Origin of the sequence: Streptomyces sp. NPDC053431 (assembly GCF_044544925.1) — a bacterium.
Taxonomy (GTDB): domain Bacteria; phylum Actinomycetota; class Actinomycetes; order Streptomycetales; family Streptomycetaceae; genus Streptomyces.
Genome location: NZ_JBITXX010000011.1, coordinates 226228 through 245747 on the forward strand (window position 1 = coordinate 226228; position 19520 = coordinate 245747).

The following is a 19520-nucleotide window of genomic DNA, read 5'->3' on the forward strand; positions in this document are numbered from 1 at the left end:
GGAGGGATGAACGATTCGCCCGGCTGCCCCCTGGTCGGCGTCGCCGCCGCGTACATGCCCCGGCTCTCGGAGTTCTCCTTCGAGCCGGGGCTCGTGGCCGCCGTCGACCAGCACGCGGCGGCCGTGTGCGACGCGCTCGTCCCCGCCCAGCGGAGCCCGCAGGCCCGGACCGTCCAGCGGGAGGACCTCGCGGACTACGTGCTGGGCTTCACCGACCGGCTCGCCGAGGTCTCCTGGGTCGAGCCGGCCGGTCACGACTTCGCCACCCTGCGGCTGACCGCCGTCTGCTGGCTCATCCGCGAACACGACCTGCTGGCGGTCTGAGCCGCCCGCCGCCGCGCGCGGGCGGTGTCCCGGCTAGGCCGACGGAGCGGAGAGCGGCGCGGTGCCGGCCTCGCCGTCGGCCTGCCCGGCCGCGGTGACGAGACCGCCCGCAGGCACGTCCGCCGCAGGCACGGTCGGCTCGGGCGCGGTCGCCGCAGACATGGCCGCCGCAGGCACACCCGCCGCAGCCACAGCAGCCTCGGGCACACCCGCCCCGGGCACAGCACCTTCGGGCACACCCGCCCCGGGCACAGCACCTTCGGGCGCGGTCGCCGCTGCGGGTGCCGTCGCCGCCTGATTCGCAGCCGCAGCCGCAGCCGCCGCCGCGGCAAGGGCCTCCCGGCTGCGCCGGGCCGTGCGCAGGCCGTCCCAGGTCAGGACCGAGAGGGCCAGCCACACCAGCGAGAAGCCCGCCCAGCGCTCGGGCGGCATCGACTCGTGGAAGTAGAGGACGCCGAGCAGGAACTGGAAGACCGGCGCCAGGTACTGCAGCAGGCCGAGGGTGGAGAGCGGGACGCGGATCGCCGCCGCCCCGAAGCAGACCAGCGGGACCGCCGTGATCACACCCGTCGTCGCGAGCAGCGCGGCGTGGCCGCCGCCCCCCGAGGTGAAGGTGGACTCGCCCTGTGTCCCGAGCCAGACGAGATAGCCCATCGCCGGCAGGAACTGGACGGCGGTCTCGGCGGCGAGCGACTCCAGACCGCCGATGTTCACCTTCTTCTTCACCAGGCCGTACGTGCCGAAGGAGCAGGCCAGGACCAGCGAGATCCACGGCAGCCGGCCGTAGCCGACCGCGAGCACGACGACGGCGGCGAGGGCGATCCCGACGGCCGCCCACTGCGCCGGCCGAAGCCGCTCCTTGAGGACGAGGACGCCGAGGGCGATGCTGACGAGCGGGTTGATGAAGTAGCCGAGCGAGGACTCGACGACGTGGCCGGCGTTCACGGCCCAGATGTAGACGCCCCAGTTGACCGTGATGAGGCCCGCCGCGAGGGCGATCAGGGCCAGTCGGCGCGGGGTGCGGACCAGCTCGCGCACCCAGGCCCAGCGGCGCAGCGCCAGCAGGGCGAGGGCGACGACGACGAGCGACCAGACCATGCGGTGGGCGAGGATCTCGACCGCGCCGGCGGGCTGGAGGAGGGGCCAGTAGAGGGGGAAGAGACCCCAGATGCCATAGGCGGCGATTCCGTAGATCAGTCCTGATCGTTCGGCTCGTTCCTCGTGCTCCGTCTTCACCGGACCTCCTGCCCCTGCCGGCCCTGCGCCGCGCGTCCACTCGAAGGTAGCGCCGCGAAGGGCCGGCTGTCATGCCCGTATCGCCATACGGTCCTGACGGATGAGGGGGAGGGTCGGCGCGCCGGCTCAGGAGGCGGCGAGCGCCGCCTCGATCGTCTGCGCGACGGGCGTCGTCGGGCGCCCGATCAGCCGCGAGAGGTCGTCGCCGCGCGCGGCCAGCGCGCCGCGCGCCACGGCCTCGTCCACCTCGACGAGGATGTCGGCGAAGGGACCGGGGACGCCGGCGCCGACGAGGATCTCCCGGTGGGTCGCGGCGGGCACGTTCGAGTACGTGATCTCCCGGCCGGACAGGCGGGCCACTTCCGCCGCGTACTCGGCGAACGACCACGACACGTCGCCGCTCAGCTCGTACGCGCGCCCCAGGTGCTCGGTGAGCGGGCCGGTCAGCACGGCGGCGGCCGCGGCGGCGTAGTCGGCGCGGGAGGCGGAGGCGACCCGGCCCTCGCCGGCGTTGGCGACGACGGCTCCGTGGGCGAGCACGGGCGCCAGGTTGGCCGTGTAGTTCTCGGTGTACCAGCCGTTGCGGAGGAAGGTGTACGGCAGGCCGGAGTCGAGGATCGCCTGCTCGGTCGCCTTGTGCTCGTCGGCCAGGCTGAAGTCCGCCGCGGGGCCGCCGAGAATGCCGGTGTAGGCGAGCTGGGCGACCCCCGCGGCCTTGGCGGCGGCGATGACGGCGGCGTGCTGCGCCACCCGCTGCCCGACCTCGCTGCCGGAGATCAGCAGCACCCGGTCGCCGGCCCCGAAGGCGTCCGCGAGCGTCTCGGGCCGGCTGTAGTCGGCGACGCGCAGCTCGACCCCGCGCTCGGCCAGGTCGGCGGCCTTCGCCTTGTCGCGGACGACGGCGGCGACGGACCCGGCCGGGACGGCGGCGAGGAGGGCGTCGACGACGAGACGGCCAAGCTGTCCGGTGGCTCCGGTGACGACGATGCTCATGGGGGTTCTCCGGTTCTCCGAGGTGATCGTGGGCAACGCACTCACCGTACGACTGGCGCTAACCTTTCGTAAGTACCCACTTTGAAGTAAGGTACTGGTGTGCAGGTAAGTGCGAAGAAGCCCGACATCAACGACGCGATGTGCCCCTCGCGCCTCGTCCTGGAGCACGTCACCAGCCGCTGGGGCGTCCTGATCCTCATCGCCCTCCTCGACCGCTCGTACCGCTTCAGCGAGCTGCGCCGGAAGATCGGCGGGGTCAGCGAGAAGATGCTCACCCAGACCCTCCAGACCCTGGAGCGGGACGGGTTCGTCCACCGCGACGCCAAGCCGGTCATCCCGCCCCGCGTCGACTACAGCCTCACCGGCCTCGGCCGCGAGGCCGCCCTACTGGTCTCGGAGCTGGGGCGCTGGACGGAACACCGGCTCGCCGCGGTCGAGGAGGCGCGGGTGCGTTACGACGAGACCCGCGAGCGTCACGACGAGACCCGCGAGCGTCACGACGAGGCCCGCGTATCGTCCCAATGATGTTGTAGTCAGGCCTCGTTGGGGCCGCCCGGCGTACGATCGCTCACCTACGGGGGATTCCATGACCGTTTGTGGGGGGAATCGTGGCGCACGTGAGGCGAAGACTGCTGCGCGCTTGCGGGGTGATGACGGCGGGCGCGGCGCTGCTGCTGGCCGGATGTTCCGGAGGGGACGGAGGAGCCGGCGGAGGCAAGGGCGCCGGCACCGGTGACGGCAAGGGTGCCGGAGAGGGCGGGACGAGCGCGTCGGCGACCGCGACCGTGAGCCCCACACCCCGCCCCACCCCGACCGGCGTCGCCACCCTCGACCCCTCGCGCGCGCCGAAGACCGCGGCCGAGGCCGAGCGACTGGCCCTCGCGGTCGTCGCCGGCCCCGACAGCTGGGGCCCCGACTACGTCAAGCGCACCCCGTACCTCAGTGCTCCCGGCTCCTGGGCGGTGCTCGACAAGGACTGCACCTGGGAGGGCGGCGCCCTCCCCCGCTCGGTGCTGGCCAGCGTCACCGCCTACAGCGAGATCCCGGCCACCGGAGGCAAGGGCCCGCTACGGGTCGCCGCCACCGTCACCGTGCACCGCACCGAGTCCGACGCCGACTGGGAGTTGGCCGAGACGCTGGAGGAGGCGCTGCGCTGCCCCGACCAGCGGCTGCGGGAGAACGAACGCATCTCCGGACTCATGTCCCTCGGCACGCCCTACGGCGTGAACGGCAACGCCACGACGGCCGACTCCGTCCTCGAACGCGGCGACTACCTCAACGACGCCTTCAAGGGGCGGCAGTTCTACACCTGGTACCAGACCCGCATCGGACAGGTCACCCTCGCCACCGTCATCAAGGGAGCCCCCGGCTACACCGAGGCGGTCACCAACTCCGACCAGGTGCGCGCCAACGTCCTCATGCAGGATCGCATCAAGGTGCAGTGGGGAGCCCAGTCGTGAGCCCGATGACCCAGCCCGCCGCGTCCGGCGCCCCCGAGCCCGGCGCCCTCCAGCCGCTGCTCCCCTCCGACCCGTCCCAGCTCGCCGGCTACCGGCTCCTCGGGCGCCTCGGCGCCGGCGGCATGGGCGTCGTCTACCTCGGCCGTACGGACAACGGCGAACTCGCCGCCGTGAAGGTCACCCACGCCGACCAGGCCGACCAGGCCGACTTCCGGGCCCGCTTCCGCCGCGAGGTCGAGGCCGCCCGCCGGGTCGTCAGCCCCTGGGCGGTCCCGGTGCTCGGCGCCGACCCCGACGCCCCCGAGCCGTGGATGGCCACCGCCTTCGTGCCCGGCCCGTCCCTCGGCGAGGCGGTCCGCGGGCACGGTCCGCTGCCCGAGCGGAGCGTACGGATCCTCGGCGGCGCCGTCGCCCGCGCGCTGGCCGCCGTGCACGCGGCCGGACTCGTCCACCGGGACGTGAAGCCCGGCAACATCCTGCTCGCCGTCGACGGCCCCCGGCTGATCGACTTCGGCATCGCGCGCGTCACCGGCGAGACCGGGCTGACCTCGGCCGACATGGTCGTCGGCACCCCCGGCTTCCTCGCCCCCGAGCAGGCCGAGGCCCGCGCCGCCGAGATCGGACCCGCCGCCGACGTCTTCGCCCTCGGCTGCCTCCTCGCCTTCGCGACCACGGGCCGGCCGCCGTTCGGCAGCGGCAGCCTGGACGCCCTGCTGTACCGGACGGTGCACGACGAGCCCGACCTCGCCGGCGTACCGGAGGCGCTGCTCGACCTCGTACGGCAGTGCGTCGCCAAGCGGCCGGCCGAGCGGCCCACCGCCGAGGAGGTCGCCGCCCGGCTCACCGAGGACACCCCCGGCGCCGCCGCCGACTGGCTGCCCGCGCCCGTCGTCACCACCATCGCCGCCCGCTCGGCCGCGATGCTCGCCCTCCCCGCCATCGACGCGACCGCCCCCGGCGTCGCCCCCGCCGCGCCCCCGAAGCCCAGCCGACGCGGCTTCCTGCTGCTCGGCGCCGGAGCCGCCGTGCTCGCGGCCGGCGGCGGCGCCTACGCCCTCGTCGACTCCCGGCGCGACGATGCCAAGGGCGACGGCAAGGCCCCCGCGCCGAAGGTCCCGGACACCTGGGCGATCGGCCTCCTCGCCGACCTGTCCGGGCCCGCCAAGGAGATCGGACAGGCCCAGGAGCGCGGCGCCCGCCTCGCCGTCGAGCAGTTCAACGCGATCCACAAGGGGAAGCCCTTCACCCTCGAACTGAAGGTCTCCGACGACCGGGGGGACCGCGGCGCCGCCCTCGCCGCCGCCCGCAGGCTGACCACCGACCCCGCCGTGGTCGCGGTCCTCGGCCCCACCTCGGACGACACCGGCCAGGCCGCGCTGCCCGCCTTCGACGAGGCCGGCCTGCCGCTCCTGACCGTCTCGGCCGGCTACAACATGCTCACCCTGCGGGACGCCAACACCACCGTGCTGCGCGCCATCCCGAACCACATCATGGCGGGCACCTACCTCTCCTTCGCCACCACGCTGCTGCCGCAGGTCCGCCGCCCCGGCGTCCTCCAGGAGCGCACCGACGACCAGTACAGCTGGCAGTACACCGGCGGCGTCCGCTTCGGGTTCAAGCAGGCCGGCATCACCCCGCACTTCCGGGTGGTCCCCGGCCGGGCCACCGACTACCGCAGGATCATCGGGGAGATGATCGACGCCGGCATCGACGCGTACATCCACTGCGGCGTCCGCTCCACGGCCGTGCTCGCCGCCCGTGCGCTGGCGGAACTCGGCTTCACCGGACCGAAGTTCACCGGACAGCACGTCTTCGGCCCGGCCTTCCTCAAGGAGGCCGGCGCAGCCGCCGAGGGCTGGTTCGTGTGCGCGCCGGTCGCCGACCCCGTCCAGCGGGCCGCCGACGAGAAGCAGAAGCCCGCGGACCGCAAGGCGGTGCAGGACTTCCTCGCCGCGTACCGCAAGCGCTACGGCACCGACCCCGCCTTCTACACGGGCGAGTCCTTCGACGTCGTCAACATGGTCACCGCCTGGCTCGCCACCAGCGCGGGCAAGGGCCCGCTCACCCGCAAGGGCCTGTGGGCGGCCCTGCGCGCGCAGAAGTACGCCGGGGCGATGGGCGGTTACGAGTTCGAACAGAACGGTGAGCTCAAGGGCGTCGGCACCTTCATCTACGGCGTGGAGAACGGCGCCTACAAGTTCATCGGCGGCGCGCCGGGCTACCCCAACAAGCCCAAGAAGAGCTGACGGTGCAGCCCCTCAAGAAGGCCGATCCCTCCACGATCGCCGGCTACCGGCTGCTCGGGCGGCTCGGCGCCGGCGGCATGGGCGTGGTCTACCTCGCCCGTTCCGCCGGCGGCGCCCTCGCCGCGCTCAAGCTGATCCGGGCCGAGCACGCCGCCGACCCCGGCTTCCGCGCCCGCTTCCGCCGCGAGGCGGCCACCGCCGAGCGGATCACCGGCCGCTGGGTCGTCCGGGTGCTCGGCGCCGACCCGGAGGCCCGCGAACCGTGGCTGGCCACCGAGTTCGTCCCCGGGCCCTCCCTCGTCGAGGCCGTCGACGCCCACGGAGCCCTGCCCGAGCCGGCCGTCCGGGCCCTCGGCGCCCGGCTCGCCGACGCCCTCCACGACATGCACGAGGCCGGGCTCGTCCACCGCGACGTCAAGCCCGGGAACGTCCTGCTCGCCCTCGACGGGCCCCGGCTCATCGACTTCGGCATCGCGCGGGTCAGCGGGGCGACCGCCCTCACCGCCACCGACGCGATGATCGGCACGCCCGGCTTCCTCGCCCCCGAACAGGCGCGGGTCATAGGCGGCGGCGAGGTCGGCCCGGCCGCCGACGTCTTCTCGCTCGGCTGCGTCCTCGCGTACGCGCTGACCGGCCGCCGCCCCTTCGGTACGGGCGCGGTGGCCGCGGTGGTCTACCGCACCGTCCACGAGGATCCCGACCTCGACGGCCTGCCCGCGTCCCTGCTGCCGCTGGTGACGGCCTGCCTCGCCAAGGACGCCGCCGACCGGCCCACCGCGGCGGAGGTACGGGCCGCCCTGGGCGCGGCCGACGTCCCGGCCGGCGACTGGCTGCCGCCCGGCCTGCCCGCGCTCATCGCCCAGCGCTCGTCCCGCGTCCTGGACCTGCCGGTCGCCGACCCCACGATGCTGAATCCCGAGGAGCCGAAGGGGACTTCGCGGCGCCGGCTGCTCGTCCTCGGCTCGGCCGGGGCCGTCGCCGCGGCCGGCGGCCTCACCGCCTGGCTGCTCGGCCGCGACCCCGCCACCGGAACGGGCGGCGGCACCGGAACCCCGCGGGCCGCGTACACGCTCGGCGTGGTGACCGACCTCAGCGGCCCGAGGAAGGCGGACGGGCGCGCCCAGGAACGCGGCCTGCGCCTCGCCGCGGAGACCTTCAACGCCCAGGCGGACCGGCCCTTCGATCTGGTGCTCAAGGTGACGGACGACGGAGGAGACCCCCGGCGGGCCACGACCGGAGCCCGCTCCCTGCTCAAGGACCCCGCCCTGGTCGCCGTCCTCGGTCCGACGACCACGGAGACCACCGTGGCGACCGCGGAGGTGCTGGGCGAGGCGAAGGTGACGGTGATGGGCCTGGTGGCGTCCGTCCCCGCGGGCATGATCCAGGGCGGGTCGGCGGAAGTCCGTACCTACTACGAGGTGCGGCCCCACCCCGACACCATGATCGTGCCCTTCGCCCGCTATCTCAGCGAGCACCGGCTCGGCCGCACCGCGGTCGTCCACGACCGGGCGGGCGGCACCTACAGCTGGTCCGCCGTCCGCAGCATGAAGGCCACGCCGCCGGCCGGTGGCACGGTCACCTCGCACGAGGTCGCCGCGGACAGCGAGGACTTCGGCCCGGCGGTCCGCGCCGCGCTCGCCACCTCCCCGCAGGGCGTGATGTACGCGGGGACCTCGCCGCGCCGGGCCGCCCTGTGCGCCAAGGCACTGAAGGAGCAGGGGTACCGGGGCCCGTGCGGAAGCGTCGAGTACGTGCTGGAGCCCGAGTTCCTGACCCTGGCGGGGACCGCCGCCGAGGGCTGGTACTTCGGCGCGGGGTACCTCGATCCCGACACCGTCCCGGCCGCGAAGGAGTTCACGGCCGCGTACCGCAAGCGCTTCGGGCTCGCGGCCACGGACCGGGTCGACCGGTTCGCCGTCGAGACCTACGACGTCCTGTACTGGCTGGGGCAGGCGCTGCGCACCGCGGTCGGCAGGAACGCCGGCGTCACGGGCGCGGCGCTCGCGAACGCGCTGATGACGGACAACGTGCTCTACAAGGGGGTGGCCAGGTCGTACAACGCCCGGGGCACCGACAACTCGACGTCCGCCCTCGAAGGGCTCACCCTCTGGCAGATCAGGTCCGGAAAGCCGCGCTGCCTCGGCCCGTTCGCCGAGGCAGCGCAACGCTGATCGAGGGCGGCGCTAGCCCACCACCGTCCAGGTGTCCCTGCCGGTGAGCAGCTGCGCCAGGTCGCCCTTGCCCTGCTGCTCCACCGCCTTCTCCAGCTGCTCGGCCATCAGCGTGTCGTACACCGGGCGGTCCACCGAGCGGAACACCCCGATGGGGGTCTGGTGCAGGGTGTCCGGGTCGGCGAGCCGGGAGAGGGCGAAGGCGGTGGTCGGCGACGCGGAGTGGGCGTCGTGCACGAGCACCTGGGCCTCGTTCGACGGCGTGACCGTGACGACCTTGAGGTCGCCGGTGGCCGGGTCGCGGACGACGCCCTTGTCGAGCTCGGCGCCGAAGCGGATCGGCTGCCCGTGCTCCAGGCGGATGACGGCCTCCTTGGCCTGGTCCTTGTCCTTGAGGACCTCGAAGGCGCCGTCGTTGAAGATGTTGCAGTTCTGGTAGATCTCCACCAGCGCCGTGCCGTTGTGCTCGGCGGCCTGGCGCAGCACCTCGGTGAGGTGCTTCCGGTCGGAGTCGACGGTCCGGGCGACGAAGGAGGCCTCGGCGCCGAGGGCGAGGGACACCGGGTTGAAGGGGGCGTCCAGGGAGCCCATCGGGGTCGACTTGGTGATCTTGCCGAGCTCCGAGGTGGGGCTGTACTGGCCCTTGGTGAGGCCGTAGATCCGGTTGTTGAAGAGCAGGATCTTCAGGTTGACGTTGCGGCGCAGCGCGTGGATGAGGTGGTTGCCGCCGATGGACAGCGCGTCGCCGTCACCGGTGACGACCCACACCGACAGGTCGCGGCGCGAGGTGGCCAGGCCGGTGGCGATGGCAGGGGCGCGGCCGTGGATGGAGTGCATCCCGTAGGTGTTCATGTAGTACGGGAAGCGGGACGAGCAGCCGATGCCGGAGACGAAGACGATGTTCTCCTTCGCCAGGCCGAGTTCGGGCAGGAAGCCCTGCACCGCGGCGAGGACGGCGTAGTCGCCGCAGCCGGGGCACCAGCGGACCTCCTGGTCGGACTTGAAGTCCTTCATCGTCTGGGCGGCCTCGGACCTGGGCACCAGCTGCAGAAGGGACTCCGAGAGATCCGTGGACCGGACCGGCTCACTCATCGATGGCCTCCTTGAGAGCGGCGGCGAGCTGCTCGGCCTTGAACGGCATGCCGTTGACCTGGGTGTGGCTCCGGGCGTCGACGAGGTACCTGGCGCGGACGAGGGTGGCGAGCTGGCCGAGGTTCATCTCGGGCACGACCACCTTCTCGTAGCGCCCGAGGACGTCGCCGAGGTTCTTCGGGAAGGGGTTGAGGTGGCGCAGGTGGGCCTGGGCGATGGGGTGTCCGGCCGCCCGCAGCCGGCGCACGGCGGCGGTGATCGGGCCGTACGTGGAGCCCCAGCCGAGCACGAGGGTGCCGGCGCCGTCCGGGTCGTCGACCTCGACGTCGGGCACCTCGATGCCGTCGATCTTGGCCTGCCGGGTGCGGACCATGAAGTCGTGGTTGGCCGGGTCGTACGAGATGTTGCCGCTGCCGTCCTGCTTCTCGATGCCGCCGATGCGGTGTTCGAGGCCGGGGGTGCCGGGCAGCGCCCAGGGCCGGGCCAGGGTCTCGGGGTCGCGCTTGTACGGCCAGAAGACCTCGGTGCCGTCGGCCAGGGTGTGGTTCGGGCCGGTGGCGAACGTCGTGGTGAGGTCCGGCAGTTCGTCGACCTCGGGGATCCGCCAGGGCTCGGAGCCGTTGGCCAGGTAGCCGTCGGAGAGCAGCAGGACCGGGGTGCGGTAGGTGAGCGCGATCCGGGCCGCGTCGAGCGCGGCGTCGAAGCAGTCGGCGGGCGTGCGCGGGGCGACGACCGGCACCGGCGCCTCGCCGTTGCGCCCGTACATGGCCTGCAGCAGGTCGGCCTGCTCGGTCTTGGTGGGCAGGCCGGTGGACGGACCGCCGCGCTGGATGTCGACGATCAGCAGCGGCAGTTCGAGGGAGACGGCGAGTCCGATGGTCTCCGACTTGAGCGCCACGCCCGGGCCGGAGGTCGTGGTCACGGCGAGCGAGCCGCCGAAGGCGGCGCCGAGCGCGGCGCCGATGCCGGCGATCTCGTCCTCGGCCTGGAAGGTCCGCACGCCGAAGTTCTTGTGCTTGCTCAGCTCGTGCAGGATGTCCGAGGCCGGGGTGATCGGGTACGAGCCGAGGTAGAGCGGCAGGTCCGCCTGGCGGGAGGCGGCGACCAGCCCGTACGAGAGGGCCAGGTTCCCGGAGATGTTGCGGTACGTGCCGGTCGGGAAGGCCTTGGTCGCGGGGGCGACCTCGTAGGAGACGGCGAAGTCCTCGGTGGTCTCGCCGAAGTTCCAGCCGGCCCGGAACGCGGCCACGTTCGCCTCGGCGATCTGCGGCTTCTTCGCGAACTTCTGGCGCAGGAAGGTCTCGGTGCCCTCGGTCGGCCGGTGGTACATCCAGGACAGCAGCCCGAGCGCGAACATGTTCTTGCTCCGCTCGGCCTCCTTCCTGGGCAGGCCGAACTCCTTCAGCGCCTCGACCGTGAGGGTGGTCAGCGGCACGGGGTGCACGTGGTACCCGGCCAGCGACCCGTCCTCCAGCGGGGAGGTCTCGTAGCCGACCTTGGCCATGGCGCGCTTGGCGAACTCGTCGGTGTTGACGATGATCTCGCCGCCGCGCGGCACGTCCCCGATGTTCGCCTTCAGCGCGGCCGGGTTCATCGCGACCAGCACGTTCGGGGCGTCGCCCGGGGTCAGGATGTCGTGGTCGGCGAAGTGCAGCTGGAACGAGGACACGCCCGGCAGGGTGCCGGCGGGCGCCCGGATCTCCGCCGGGAAGTTGGGCAGCGTCGACAGGTCGTTCCCGAAGGACGCCGTCTCCGACGTGAACCGGTCTCCCGTGAGCTGCATACCGTCACCGGAGTCACCCGCGAAGCGGATGATCACCCGGTCGAGCCGGCGGACTTCCTTCGCGGAGCCGTGGTCGGCCGTCGCCGGGGCGCTGCGCTGCTCCCCGACCAGGGCCTCACCGGCCTCGCTACTGACCTGGCTGGTCACTGAACTGGACCTCCCTCGCGGCAAGGGGCTCTCCGACGCGGCTGGCACCCGCGGAGAAGGCTCGGGAGACGACCGGCTTCCCCGGCCGTCCCGTGGCCCACCCTACGACTGTGAGGGGGGCCTTCCCGGGACTTCTCGCATGGTGGACCTCGTTTTGAGACGCCCACGACGCCCTTTTCGAGTCAATTGTCGCTCTCTGTGAACCCCCGAGTCCACTCGGGGGTGACGCTCCGCTCATTCTCGGTCACGGAACGGGATCCCGCCCTGTTCCGCGCCTCACCGGCCAGAAGTCACCTGACAAGGTGTCAGATATTTACGAATTGAGGTAGGTCAGCACGGCGAGTACCCGGCGGTGATCCCCGTCACTCGGAGACAGCCCGAGCTTCAGGAAGATGTTGCTGATGTGCTTCTCCACCGCGCCGTCGCTCACCACCAGCTGCTTCGCGATGGCCGAATTCGTACGCCCCTCGGCCATCAGCCCCAGGACCTCCCGCTCGCGCGGGGTCAGCGCCGCGAGCACGTCCTGCTTACGGCTCCGGCCGAGCAGCTGCGCCACCACCTCCGGATCCAGCGCCGTGCCGCCCCGGGCCACCCGTACCACCGCGTCCACGAACTCCCGGACCTCGGCCACCCGGTCCTTCAGCAGATAGCCCACGCCCGTGCTGGACCCGGCCAGCAGCTCCGTGGCGTACTGCTCCTCCACGTACTGCGACAGCACGAGCACCCCGATCCCCGGATGCTCCTTCCGCAGCCGCACCGCCGCCCGGACGCCCTCGTCGGTGTGCGTCGGGGGCATCCGCACGTCCGCCACGACCACGTCCGGCAGGGCGCCCTCGCCGGCGAGATCGGACACGGTCTTCACCAGCGCCTCACCGTCGCCGACCCCGGCGACCACCTCGTGCCCGAGATCGGTGAGAAGGCGGGTCAGACCCTCGCGCAGCAGCACCGAGTCCTCGGCGATGACCACCCGCACCCTGTCCGTCCCCAAGTCCGTCACGTCCCCTGCCTTCCCCGAATGAACTGAGCGGTCCCCAGCATCGCAGCAGAAGGGACGCCGTGGGCGGCGCAGGGGTTCAACCGGGCCACGGACCGAGCGAGGGGCAGGGCCCGCTCCGGGTCACGTCCGCCAGGGCAGTTGCGCCGTGACCGTCGTCGGGCCGCCCGGCGGCGAGTCGACGGCCAGGACGCCGTCGACGGCGCCGAGGCGTTCCGTCAGGCCCGCCAGGCCGTGCCCGGCCGCCGGGCCGGCGCCGCCGACTCCGTCGTCGCGGACCTGGAGCATCAGGCGGTCCTCCGTCCGCCACACGTCGACCCAGGCCCGCCGGGCCTTCGCGTGCTCGGACACGTTCCGGAGCAGCTCCGAGACGGTGAAGTACGCGATGCCCTCGATGGCCGGCGTCGGCCGGGCGGGCAGGTCCACGACCACCGAGACCGGGACGGCGCAGCGGGCGGCGACCGCCGAGAGGGCGGCGTCCAGGCCGCGGTTGGTGAGGACCGCCGGGTGGATGCCGCGGGCCAGGTCCCGCAGCTCCCGCAGGGCGAGCTTCACCTCGCCGTGCGCCTCGTCGACCATCGCCGCCGCGGCCTCCGGGTCCTTCGCGAGCCGGTCCTTCGCCAGGCCCAGGTCCATGGCGAGCGCCACGAGCCGCGCCTGGGGGCCGTCGTGCAGGTCGCGCTCGATGCGCCGCAGGTCGGCCGCCGCGGTGTCCACGACCACGCCCCGGTCGGACTCCAGCTCGGTCACGCGCGAGGCCAGCCGGGACGGCCCGAGCAGCCCCGACACCATCAGCCGGTCGACCGCGACCACGCCCCGCAGGACCCACGGCCCGAGCAGGACGAAGGCCAGGCCCACCGCCGAGGTGAACGCGATCTCGAACGGCGAGTCGAGGTAGAAGGCGTGGGTGTCGTCGCCGTACACCTGGAGGCCGTCCTGACCCGCGTACAGGGGGAGGACCCAGTGCCACAGCGGATACGTGAACAGGCCCCAGCCCCAGGCCGTCAGGGCGAACGTCACGGAGAACGAGAACACCGCCCACGGCAGGTGCAGCAGGGCGTACAGAAGGTGCCGCCAGGACGCCCCGCTCTTCAGCGTCGCCCCCATCCACGACAGCGCCCCGCCGGTCCGCCCCCGGGCGGGCTCCGGCGCCCGCACGTCCAGCCCGAGCATCCCGCGCGCCCGGGCCCGCTCCATCACGCCGAACCCCCGGCACAGCGCGAGCGCCCCGGCCAGCACCGGGATCCCGAGGAAGGTGACGAGCAGCCCCGCACCGGCGGACACCAGGGCCACGGCGAAGCAGAAGGACACGACGCTCAGCGGCAGACCGGTCAGGACGTAGCCGAACTCGCGCCAGGTGCGCCCTGCGATCGGCGCGCGAACGGCGGCGGGGAGACGGTGGGAGGCCATCGGGGGTCCGTTTCTCAGGCGGTGGTGGTCGCTTCCAGCCTCCCGGCCGGGGAGGCACGGGACCATGAGGCGAGTGGGCGTCTACGGAGGGGGGATTTCCCTACCGACGGCTACCGACGGCGAGGGGGGCGGCGGATCGGGCGGGCTGGGCGGCGGGCTGTCGGCCGCGAGGGGCGGCTTCCGGGCGTCCGGCGGGCCGCCGGCCGCACTGCCCTACGGGCGGCACCGCCCTGCCGGCCGCGAGGGGCGGCTTCCGGCGTCCGGCGTCCTGCCGGCGGCACCGTCCTGCCGGCGGCACCGCCCTGCCGGCGGCACCGTCCTGCCGGCGGCACCGCCCTGCCGGCCGCGAGGGGCGGCTTCCGGCGTCCGGCGCCCTGCCGGCGGCACCGCCCTGCGGCCGCGCCCTCCCCTGCCCGCCGGCCCTCGCCGGCCGCGCCCTCCTACCGGCCGCGGGCCCCGTCACGCGCCCTGCGGCGGGCGGGGTCGCCGGCCGGGCCGCGCGGGGTGTCGAGGGCGCGGTCCCGCCACGGGAGCTCCGCCGTGATCACCGTCGGGCCGCCCTCCGGCGAGTCCACGACGAAGACGCCGTCGACCGCGCCGAGCCGTTCCGCGAGGCCCGCCATGCCCGTACCGGCGCCGTCGAGACGGGCCCCGCCCACACCGTCGTCGCGCACCTGCAGCATCAGGCGGTCCTTCGTCCGCCAGACCTCCACCGCGGCCGAGCGGGCGCGGGAGTGCTTGGAGACGTTCTGGAGCAGCTCGGAGACGGTGAAGTACGCGATGCCCTCGATCGCCGCCGCGGGCCGTTCGGCCAGGTCGACCGAGACCTTCACGGGCACGGTGCAGCGGGCGGAGACGGCCGACAGGGCGGCGTCGAGGCCGCGGTCGGTGAGGACCGCCGGGTGGATGCCGCGGGCCAGGTCGCGCAGCTCCTGGAGGGCGAGCTTCACCTCGCCGTGGGCCTCGTCGACCATCGCCGCCGCGGCCTCCGGGTCGTCGAGCAGCTTCTCCTTGGCGAGCCCGAGCCCCATGGCGAGGGCGACGAGCCGGGCCTGGGCGCCGTCGTGCAGGTCGCGCTCGATGCGCCGCAGATCCGCGGCCGCGGTGTCCACGACGACACCCCGGTCCGACTCCAGCTCGGCGATCCGCCGCTCCAGCTCGTCGGACGGCGAGAGCAGCCCCCGCACCATGCCCCGGTCGGCGTTCGCGAGTCCGCGCGCCAGGAACGGCAGCACGGGCCACAGCACGAGCAGCGACACCGTCGTCAGGGCGAAGGTCAGGACGCCCCACGGCAGCCGGACGAATCCGTACAGCTGGCTGCGCCACGCCACCGGGTCCTTCAGCTGCGCCCACAGCCACGGGAAGAACCCGTCCCGCCGCGGCAGCCGGCTCGGCTCGTCGATCCGCACCCCGAGCAGCTTCCGGGCCCGCGCCCGTTCCGCCCGCGCGATGCCGCGCGCCCCGGCGAGCCCGAGGGCGAGCAGCGGGAGCCCGATGACGGTGACGGACAGGCCCACGCCGATCGCGACGGTCGCGACGGCGTAGAGGAAACCGGCGAGCGCGCACGGCAGATCCGCCAGGAGGTGCGCGACCTCCTTCCAGGTGTGCCGACCGTAGGCGAAGCGTGCGGGCGGCGGCGGGGTGTCGGTGTGGTCGCTCATGAGCGCAAGCCTGCCGGGCGGGGGCCGGGACACGCCATGGGGGAGGTCGGTGAGCCGCAGGGGGGATATCCCCACCGGGCCACGGCCGGGGCCCCCGCCCGGGCGGGCGTCCGGAACCCCCGGCGCCTGCTTACACCCTCTTTAACAGGGCCTAGACTCGCGTGCGTAAACGAAACACGTAAAAGATGAGACACCGAGACCGAGGGGCGGACGTGCGGGAACCGACCGTTGTCGCGGCGGACCAAACGGCGGGTCACGCGGCGGACTATTTCCAGACGTATTCCGTCGTCGGACTGCTCGCCGTCATCGGCGTGCTCTTCGTGGCGGTCGCGTTCGGCGCGGCCCGGCTGCTGCGGCCCGTCGTACCGACCCCCGAGAAGCTCCTCACCTACGAATGCGGTGTCGATCCGGTGGGAGAGGGCTGGGCCCACACGCAGGTCCGCTACTACGTGTACGCCTTCCTCTACGTGATCTTCGCCGTCGACTCGATCTTCCTCTTCCCCTGGGCGACGGTCTTCGCCGCGCCAGGCTTCGGGGCGACCACGCTGGTCGAGATGTTCATCTTCCTCGGCTTCCTGGCCGTCGGACTGCTGTACGCGTACAAGAAGGGCGTCCTGGCATGGCTGTGACCCCCCTGCCCGCCCCCCGGCTCGGCCCGCTCGCCCGCCTGGCGCCCGAGCCGATGAAGGTGGTCCTTAACTGGGGCCGCCGCTACAGCCTGTGGGTGTTCAACTTCGGCCTCGCCTGCTGCGCGATCGAGTTCATCGCCGCGTCGATGGCCCGCCACGACTTCATCCGGCTCGGCGTGATCCCCTTCGCGCCCGGCCCGCGCCAGGCCGACCTGATGATCGTCTCCGGCACGGTGACCGACAAGATGGCGCCGGCCGTGAAGCGTCTGTACGAGCAGATGCCCGAGCCGAAGTACGTCATCTCCTTCGGCGCCTGTTCGAACTGCGGCGGCCCCTACTGGGACTCGTACTCGGTGACCAAGGGCGTGGACCAGATCATCCCGGTCGACGTGTACGTACCGGGCTGCCCGCCGCGCCCGGAGGCCCTGCTCCAGGGCATCCTCAAGCTCCAGGAGAAGATCGCCAAGGAGAGCCTGGGGGAGCGGTACGGAGCGGGGGAGCCGTCCGTGGCGCAGCTGACCAGCGGCCTGGTCGAGCCCCCGCAGCCGGCGGGAGGCGAGGTCCGGTGAACGAGTACGACACGAACGCCTACGACGCGCTGCCGGACTCCGTCACGGAGGTCTTCGGCGAGGAGGCGACGGCGGAGCGGGCGTACGGCCTGCTGACGGTCGACGTCCCGACGGCGTCGTGGATCGCGGCGCTGGAGATCGCGCGGGACAAGCTGGGGCTGACGTACTTCGACTGGCTGAGCGCGGTCGACGAGCCGGGCACCGGCTTCCGCGTGTGCGCGCACGTCGCGTCGGTGGACCGGGGCAACGTGCGCCGGCTCCTGCTGCGCACGACCGTCCCGCACGCCGCCGCGACGCTGCCGTCGGCGGTGGAGGTGTACGCGGGCGCGGCGTGGCACGAGCGCGAGACGTTCGAGATGTTCGGCGTGACCTTCACGGACCACCCGCACCTGGTCCACCTCCTCCTGCCGGAGAACTTCGAGGGCCACCCGCTGCGCAAGGACTTCGTCCTCGCCGCGCGCGTGGCGAAGGCGTGGCCGGGCGCGAAGGAGCCGGGCGAGTCCCACGACCCCAACGCCCCCAAGCGCCGCCAGATGCTGCCGCCGGGCGTCCCGGACCCCAACGAGTGGGGCCCCCTGAAGGGCCAGCTCCCGCCGGCCCCCGCCCGCCCCACCCGCGCCGCGGCCGCCGACCGCCCGGCCCGCCGCACCCGCACGGCGGCCGAGGGCTCCACCACCCAGCCGGAGCCCCCGACCCGCCGCGCCCGTACGGCGGCGGAGGGTTCGGCGAGCCAGACGCCCGGTCCGGAAGCGACGCCTCCGGCCCGCCGCGCCCGTACGGCGGCGGAGGGTTCGGCAAGCCAGACGCCCGCTCCCGAGGCGACGCCCGCGACCGGCCCCGCCCGCCCGGCGGGCGAGGGCTCCCCGAGCGGGCGCCCCGAGACACCGCCGTCTCCCGACGCCGCAGCCGGCCCGGCGCCCGCCGCCGCTCCTGAGACGACTGGCGGGGCTTCGGCCGCCGCCGCTTCCGAGGCGACTGGCACGCCTTCGGCCGCCGCCGCTCCTGAGACGGCAGGGGGGCCCGCGCCCGCCGCGGCTGCCGAGACCGCGGAGGGCCCTGCGCCCGCTGCCGGCCCGCGTCGCTCCCGCAGCGCGAGCGCCGGTTCGGCGAGCCAGCGCGCGGAGGCGCCCGCGCAGCCCGGCGCCGCCGAGCCGACGCCGCCGGCCGGCCCGCGCCGCAACCGCAGCGCGAGCGCGGGCTCGGCGAGCCGGCGGGAGGACGCCGCGACGCCGCAGGCGCCCGCCCCGACCCCCCGTACGCGCAGCTCGGACGCCCCGTGGCACCACGCCCGCCCGGCCTTCGACGAGGAGCCCCCGGCGCCGAAGGCGCCACCCGCCGCGAGCGAGCCCGCGGGCCCGGAGAAGGGTGCGGCCGAGGCCTCGTCCGCCGAGGCCGAGGGCACCCCGACTCCGCCGGCCCAGAGCGATGCGGAAGCCGATGCCAAGGTGACGCCCACCGAGGCCGAAGCCGAGGCGCCACCCCAGGCCCCGCCCGTCCCGGGCGATGCGAACCCCGACGCCGGCACCCCGCCCGCCGAGGGCGATGCGGACCCCGACGCCGGCACCCCGCCCGCCGAGGGCGAAGCCGACGCCGACGCGCCGCCCGCCCAGGGCGAAGCCGACGCCGGCGCCCCGCGCGCCCAGGGCGAAGCCGACGCCGGCGCCCCGCCCGCCCAGGGCGAAGCCGACGCCGACGCGCCGCCCGCCGAGGGCAACAGCGCCCCGCCCGCCCAGGGCAGCAGCGCCCCGCCCGCCCACGGCGAAAGCGTCCCGCCCGCCCCGGGCGGCGGCGCCCCCGCACCATCCACCACCGACCCCGACGGAGGCGATCCCGCGTGAACGACGTACTCGACGTCGCCCTCCGGCTGCTCGTCGTCTTCGGGTGTTTCCTCGTGCTGCCGCTCGTCGTGGGGCAGACCGAGCACAAGGTCATGGCGCACATGCAGGGCCGGCTCGGGCCCATGTACGCCGGCGGGTTCCACGGGTGGGCGCAGCTCGTCGCGGACGGGGTGAAGTTCGCGCAGAAGGAGGACGTCGTACCGAAGGACGCCGACCGGCGGGTGTTCCAGCTCGCGCCGGCCGTCGCGCTCCTGCCGTACCTGCTCGTCCTCCTCGCGATCCCGATCGGCCCCGGCGAGGGCGCCGTCGGGCAGGTCGTCGACGCCGGCGTGTTCTTCGTGCTCGCCGTGATGGGCGTCGGCGTGCTCGGCTCGCTCATGGCCGGCTGGGCGTCCGCCAACAAGTTCTCGCTGCTCGGCGCCCTCCGTACCGCCGCCCAGCTGCTCGCGTACGAGCTGCCGATGCTGCTCGCCGCCGCGTCCGTCGCCATGGCGGCCGGCACCGTCTCGATCCCCGGCATCCTGAACGCCTTCGCCTGGTGGTGGGTGCCGTGGCAGATCGTCGGCGCGCTCGTCTTCTTCGTCGCCGGCCTGGCCGAGCTCCAGCGCCCGCCGTTCGACATGCCCATCGCCGACTCGGAGATCATCTTCGGCGCGTACACCGAGTACACCGGTCTCCGCTTCGCGCTGTTCCTGCTCGCCGAGTACGCCGGCATCGTCGTCCTCTGCGGCCTCACCACCGTCCTCTTCCTCGGCGGCTGGCACGGCCCGTTCGGCGCCGACGGTCTCGGCTGGGTGTGGACCCTGCTCAAGACCGCCGTCCTGGCCTTCGTCGTGATCTGGCTGCGCGTGAGCTACCCCCGGCTCCGCGAGGACCAGCTGCAGAAGCTGGCCTGGACGACCCTCGTCCCGCTCGCCCTCGCGCAGATCGCGCTCACCGGCATCGTGAAGGTGGCGATCCAGTAACC

At 73.9% G+C, this 19520-nt stretch carries 16 protein-coding genes; 9 read left to right on the plus strand and 7 right to left on the minus strand.

The features are described from left to right. The first annotated feature begins 6 nt into the window (after positions 1 to 6). Positions 7 to 324, plus strand: coding sequence for a DUF6401 family natural product biosynthesis protein (locus ACIGXE_RS24910; protein ID WP_399750959.1), 318 nt, complete (start codon positions 7 to 9; stop codon positions 322 to 324). Between the two features lie 33 nt (positions 325 to 357). Here the strand turns inward: ACIGXE_RS24910 and rarD are convergent, their stop codons facing one another. Beyond that, on the minus strand, positions 358 to 1560 hold the full coding sequence (rarD, locus tag ACIGXE_RS24915; RefSeq protein WP_399750961.1) for an EamA family transporter RarD: 1203 nt from the start codon (positions 1558 to 1560) through the stop codon (positions 358 to 360). A 126-nt stretch (positions 1561 to 1686) separates the two neighbouring features. Further along, positions 1687 to 2553: an NAD(P)H-binding protein gene (locus ACIGXE_RS24920; RefSeq protein ID WP_399750963.1), complete on the minus strand. Its 867-nt coding sequence runs from the start codon at positions 2551 to 2553 to the stop codon at positions 1687 to 1689. Positions 2554 to 2691: 138 nt separating this feature from the next. Between ACIGXE_RS24920 and ACIGXE_RS24925 the strand changes: the two genes are divergently transcribed. The 4 genes from ACIGXE_RS24925 (at position 2692) to ACIGXE_RS24940 (ending at position 8430) form a co-directional block, all read left to right on the plus strand. Further along, entirely contained in the window at positions 2692 to 3078 is a 387-nt protein-coding gene (locus ACIGXE_RS24925) for a winged helix-turn-helix transcriptional regulator (RefSeq protein ID WP_399751084.1), read from the plus strand. A gap of 92 nt (positions 3079 to 3170) precedes the next feature. Continuing rightward, positions 3171 to 4013: a hypothetical protein gene (locus ACIGXE_RS24930; protein WP_399750965.1), complete on the plus strand. Its 843-nt coding sequence runs from the start codon at positions 3171 to 3173 to the stop codon at positions 4011 to 4013. Positions 4014 to 4018: 5 nt separating this feature from the next. Continuing rightward, positions 4019 to 6259, plus strand: a complete 2241-nt coding sequence (locus ACIGXE_RS24935; RefSeq protein ID WP_399751086.1) for a bifunctional serine/threonine-protein kinase/ABC transporter substrate-binding protein — start codon at positions 4019 to 4021, stop codon at positions 6257 to 6259. A 2-nt stretch (positions 6260 to 6261) separates the two neighbouring features. Next, entirely contained in the window at positions 6262 to 8430 is a 2169-nt protein-coding gene (locus ACIGXE_RS24940; protein WP_399750967.1) for a bifunctional serine/threonine-protein kinase/ABC transporter substrate-binding protein, read from the plus strand. Positions 8431 to 8442: 12 nt separating this feature from the next. On the opposite strand, the gene ACIGXE_RS24945 is transcribed toward ACIGXE_RS24940, so the two are convergent. The 5 genes from ACIGXE_RS24945 to ACIGXE_RS24965 form a co-directional block, all read right to left on the minus strand. After that, positions 8443 to 9522 (minus strand): 2-oxoacid:ferredoxin oxidoreductase subunit beta, encoded by a 1080-nt coding sequence (locus tag ACIGXE_RS24945; protein WP_399750969.1) that lies wholly within the window; start codon positions 9520 to 9522, stop codon positions 8443 to 8445. Then, positions 9515 to 11452: a 2-oxoacid:acceptor oxidoreductase subunit alpha gene (locus tag ACIGXE_RS24950; RefSeq protein ID WP_399750971.1), complete on the minus strand. Its 1938-nt coding sequence runs from the start codon at positions 11450 to 11452 to the stop codon at positions 9515 to 9517. Before ACIGXE_RS24950 ends, ACIGXE_RS24945 begins: the two co-directional genes overlap by 8 nt. Positions 11453 to 11765: 313 nt before the next feature. Then, a complete protein-coding gene (locus ACIGXE_RS24955) occupies positions 11766 to 12425 on the minus strand; it encodes a LuxR C-terminal-related transcriptional regulator (protein WP_399751088.1) in 660 nt (219 codons plus the stop codon). A 144-nt stretch (positions 12426 to 12569) separates the two neighbouring features. Continuing rightward, entirely contained in the window at positions 12570 to 13856 is a 1287-nt protein-coding gene (locus ACIGXE_RS24960; protein ID WP_399750973.1) for a sensor histidine kinase, read from the minus strand. Between the two features lie 440 nt (positions 13857 to 14296). Beyond that, positions 14297 to 15517 carry a sensor histidine kinase gene (locus ACIGXE_RS24965; RefSeq protein ID WP_399750975.1) on the minus strand — a complete coding sequence of 407 codons (1221 nt, stop codon included), beginning with the start codon at positions 15515 to 15517 and terminating at the stop codon, positions 14297 to 14299. Between the two features lie 185 nt (positions 15518 to 15702). Here ACIGXE_RS24965 and ACIGXE_RS24970 point away from each other — a divergent pair, with 185 nt between their 5' ends. From ACIGXE_RS24970 to ACIGXE_RS24985, 4 genes are read left to right on the plus strand one after another with little or no spacing between them, the layout of a single operon-like run. Further along, on the plus strand, positions 15703 to 16146 hold the full coding sequence (locus ACIGXE_RS24970) for an NADH-quinone oxidoreductase subunit A (RefSeq protein ID WP_399750976.1): 444 nt from the start codon (positions 15703 to 15705) through the stop codon (positions 16144 to 16146). After that, positions 16137 to 16715 (plus strand): NADH-quinone oxidoreductase subunit B, encoded by a 579-nt coding sequence (locus ACIGXE_RS24975; protein ID WP_399750978.1) that lies wholly within the window; start codon positions 16137 to 16139, stop codon positions 16713 to 16715. Before ACIGXE_RS24970 ends, ACIGXE_RS24975 begins: the two co-directional genes overlap by 10 nt. After that, the gene (locus ACIGXE_RS24980; RefSeq protein WP_399750980.1) at positions 16712 to 18553 is read left to right on the plus strand and encodes an NADH-quinone oxidoreductase subunit C; all 1842 of its coding nucleotides are present in this window, start codon (positions 16712 to 16714) and stop codon (positions 18551 to 18553) included. Before ACIGXE_RS24975 ends, ACIGXE_RS24980 begins: the two co-directional genes overlap by 4 nt. Further along, a complete protein-coding gene (locus tag ACIGXE_RS24985) occupies positions 18550 to 19518 on the plus strand; it encodes an NADH-quinone oxidoreductase subunit H (protein ID WP_399750982.1) in 969 nt (322 codons plus the stop codon). Before ACIGXE_RS24980 ends, ACIGXE_RS24985 begins: the two co-directional genes overlap by 4 nt. Positions 19519 to 19520 lie beyond the last annotated feature (2 nt).

Excerpts from the sequence above, each read along its gene's own strand:
- ACIGXE_RS24910 (WP_399750959.1), top strand. The coding sequence starts at position 7 with ATGAACGATTCGCCCGGCTGCCCCCTGGTCGGCGTCGCCGCCGCGTAC.
- ACIGXE_RS24920 (WP_399750963.1), bottom strand. The coding sequence starts at position 2,553 with ATGAGCATCGTCGTCACCGGAGCCACCGGACAGCTTGGCCGTCTCGTC.
- ACIGXE_RS24925 (WP_399751084.1), top strand. The coding sequence starts at position 2,692 with ATGTGCCCCTCGCGCCTCGTCCTGGAGCACGTCACCAGCCGCTGGGGC.
- ACIGXE_RS24935 (WP_399751086.1), top strand. The coding sequence starts at position 4,019 with ATGACCCAGCCCGCCGCGTCCGGCGCCCCCGAGCCCGGCGCCCTCCAG.
- ACIGXE_RS24945 (WP_399750969.1), bottom strand. The coding sequence starts at position 9,522 with ATGAGTGAGCCGGTCCGGTCCACGGATCTCTCGGAGTCCCTTCTGCAG.
- ACIGXE_RS24960 (WP_399750973.1), bottom strand. The coding sequence starts at position 13,856 with ATGGCCTCCCACCGTCTCCCCGCCGCCGTTCGCGCGCCGATCGCAGGG.
- ACIGXE_RS24965 (WP_399750975.1), bottom strand. The coding sequence starts at position 15,517 with ATGAGCGACCACACCGACACCCCGCCGCCGCCCGCACGCTTCGCCTAC.
- ACIGXE_RS24970 (WP_399750976.1), top strand. The coding sequence starts at position 15,703 with ATGAGACACCGAGACCGAGGGGCGGACGTGCGGGAACCGACCGTTGTC.
- ACIGXE_RS24975 (WP_399750978.1), top strand. The coding sequence starts at position 16,137 with ATGGCTGTGACCCCCCTGCCCGCCCCCCGGCTCGGCCCGCTCGCCCGC.